Source organism: Mesorhizobium sp. M7A.F.Ca.CA.004.12.1.1, from assembly GCF_003997835.1.
GTDB lineage: Bacteria > Pseudomonadota > Alphaproteobacteria > Rhizobiales > Rhizobiaceae > Mesorhizobium.
The window spans coordinates 1-2,959 of the sequence record NZ_RZRK01000749.1 but is presented as its reverse complement, the minus strand read 5'-3'; the positions used below and the strand labels follow the sequence as shown (position 1 = coordinate 2,959).

3 protein-coding genes are annotated in these 2,959 nt (G+C 62.0%); all 3 read right to left on the bottom strand.

The window, feature by feature from the left end:
- The coding region (locus tag EN984_RS28880) for a metallophosphoesterase (RefSeq protein WP_206517501.1) at positions 1 to 708 on the bottom strand (708 nt) is incomplete at its 3' end.
- 187 nt (positions 709 to 895) lie between these two features.
- The gene (locus tag EN984_RS28875; protein ID WP_127259982.1) at positions 896 to 1,273 is read right to left on the bottom strand and encodes a hypothetical protein; all 378 of its coding nucleotides are present in this window, start codon (positions 1,271 to 1,273) and stop codon (positions 896 to 898) included.
- 183 nt (positions 1,274 to 1,456) lie between these two features.
- Complete coding sequence (locus EN984_RS28870) at positions 1,457 to 2,902, bottom strand: homospermidine synthase (RefSeq protein ID WP_127272620.1); 1,446 nt, start codon at positions 2,900 to 2,902, stop codon at positions 1,457 to 1,459.
- Positions 2,903 to 2,959: the final 57 nt, after the last annotated feature.

Sequence of the window (2,959 nt, the reverse complement as noted above, 5' to 3'; positions counted from 1 at the left end):
CGGGATCTTGGCAATGACGTCGCGCTCGCGCCTGTAGCCGATATGGGTCACGGCGATGATCTTGTTGACGCCTTCGCCCTTGAGCTTCTCGACTTCGGCGGTGATCGACTTGACGTCATCCTCTATTGCGACGTTGGGTCCGGGGGAAGCGAGGTCCGGCGTGTCGTTGGTGATCGCGCCGATGATGCCGATCTTCTGGCCGCCGACCTCGACGACAACAGATGGCTTGACTCGGTCGCCGAGCTTGGATTGCGCGTTGGCCTTCACATTGGCGCCGAGCACCGGGAACTTGATCATGTCGAGGAACGGCGCCAGGGCCGCCTCGCCGTCGTCGAATTCATGGTTGCCAAGGGCCATGGCATCGAACTTCATGTCGTTGAGGAATTCGCCTTCGACCTTGCCCTTGTAGGTCGTGTAGAACAGCGAGCCCTGGAAATTGTCGCCTGCGCTGAGCAGCAGCACGTTCTGGCCTTGCAGCTTCTTGCGCTCCTGGGCGATCGCGGTGATCAGCCGGCCCGCGCCACCGATGCACTCGCCCTTGGTTTCCTCGTCCGCCGAGCAGGTCGATTCATATTTGTTGTTGCCTTCGATGCGGCTGTGCCAGTCGTTGATATGCAGGATGTTCAGCGTGTAGTCGGCAAAGGACGCGCCGGCCGACAGACCGAGTGCTGAGGCTGACAGGGCTGCAATGGCGGCAAGTTTCTTCATCTTCGTCTCCCGGAAAGCCGATCAGAGGCCACTAGCGCTCTTGCTTGACTGGAACATAACAGCCGGCGCTTCGGCCATGTTCCCATCGCGTTCCGGATGACGCAAGCGGAATCCGGGACCCCTTTGCCGGCATAAAAAAGGACGGCGGCCAACCGGCCGCCGTCCTTGGAAACGAATGGTCGCGGGCTCAGACGCGCCTTGTCAGCACGAAATTCTGACCGCTGGAACTCGTGCAGTTGAGCTGGCTTGTCGACACCATCAGGCAGTTGAAGCTGACCGCGGTCTGGCGGATCAGCGAGGTGCCGTTGATCTGCACCGATGTGGCGCCGGTCATCGTGTAGCTGCCGTCGGCAAGCTTCTGGCCGGTGTCGGTGGCCACGGTCGTGAAGGTACCGCCGGCGAAGGTCGACAGGCCGGTGCCCTTGGCGTCGATCCAGGAGCCCTCGACGCCTTTCGGCGCCGCTGCCATCGGCGGTTCATCAGGGCCGCTGGTCGCACAGGCGGCGAGCATCGTCGCAATGGCACCCGCCACGCTCATCGAAAGAATTTTGCGCGCAATGATCATATGAAAATCCTCTCCTCTCGCATCGGCCCGAAAACCGGAATCGATTTTCGACAAGCACGAGGCGTGCATCCAAGTTTCCAGAGCGACATGCGTCCAGATGAATGCGTGTCGTTGTGGTCCGCATCCCTTCAATCGCCCGATTTCCGGGCGATTGCAAGGCGGTGAGGCAGGTAGGCGGTGCTGCTATCGCACAAGGATGTTGCGGAACTGCCACGGGTCGTTCCGGTCGAGGTCTTCCGGGAACAGGCCGGGGCGGTTATCGAGCGGCGTCCAGTCGGTGTAATAGCCCTTGACCGGTCCGAGATACTGGGACTGCACTTCCAGGCACCGCCTGTAGTCCATCTCGTCGGCTTCGACGATGCCGGCCTCGGGGTTTTCGAGCGCCCAGACCATGCCCGAGAGCACCGCCGAGGTGACCTGCATGCCGGTGGCGTTCTGGTAGGGCGCCAGCTTGCGCGCCTCGGCGAGCGACAGCTGCGAGCCGTACCAGTAGGCATTCTTGTCGTGGCCGTAGAGCAGCACGCCGAGTTCGTCGACGCCGTCGATCAACTCGTTCTCGTCGAGCACATGATGCACCGGCTGAGGCTTGCCGGCGGCGCCGAACATCTCGTCGAGCGACAGCATAGCGTCGTTGCAGGGATGGTAGGCATAGTGGCAGGTCGGGCGGTATTGCACCTTGCCCTTCTTGGAACGCACGGTGAAGAAATCGGCGATCGAGATCGCCTCATTATGCGTCACCAGCAGGCCGTATTGCGCGCCGGGCGTCGGGCACCACGAGCGCACGCGCGTGTTGGCGCCCGGCTGCTCCAGATAGATGGCTGCCTTCGAGCCGTGCTTGTGCTTCTTGGCGTTCTTCGGCATCCATGTCTCGTGTGTGCCCCAGCCAAGTTCCGCGGGCTGCAGGCCCTCGGAGATGAAGCCTTCGACCGACCAGGTGTTCCAGAACACATCCATCGGTTTCGGCTTCTTGGCGCGCTGGGTGTCGCGTTCGGCGATGTGGATGCCCTTGACGCCGGCCTTCTTCATCAGCTTGGCCCAGCCCTCGCGGTCGTCCTGCGCGGGCTCCGAGAACTCCAGGCCAAGATCGGTGGCGAGATTGACCAACGCCTGCTTGACGAACCACGAGACCATGCCTGGATTGGCGCCGCAGGTGGAGACCGCCGTGGCGCCGCCGGGCTTGTCGTGCTTTTCCTTGAGCAGCGACTCGCGCAGCGCGTAATTGGTGCGGCTGGCGTTGTCCGCCTTGGCGTCGAAATAGAAGCCGAGCCATGGTTCGACGACGGTGTCGATGTAGAGAACACCGAGCTTGCGGCAGAGCCGCATCAGATCCACCGAGCCGGTATCGACCGACAGGTTGATGCAAAAGCCCTGGCCGCCGCCATTGGTCAGAAGCGGGGTCAAGAGCTTCTTGTAGTTCTTCTCGGTCACCGCTTCCTGGACGAAGGCGATGCCGCGCTCGTCGAGCAGCTTGCGGTCGGTGTCGCGCGGGTCGATGACCGTCATGCGCGACTTGTCGAACTGGAAATGGCGTTCAATCAGCGGCAGCGTTCCCCGGCCGATCGAGCCGAAGCCGATCATCACGACAGGGCCGCTGATCTCACCGTAAACGGGCCAGTTTTCATTCGCCATTTTATCGAGCACTCCTTCAAAACCCAGGAAACTGGGAAAACATGCGCAAGCCGGGGA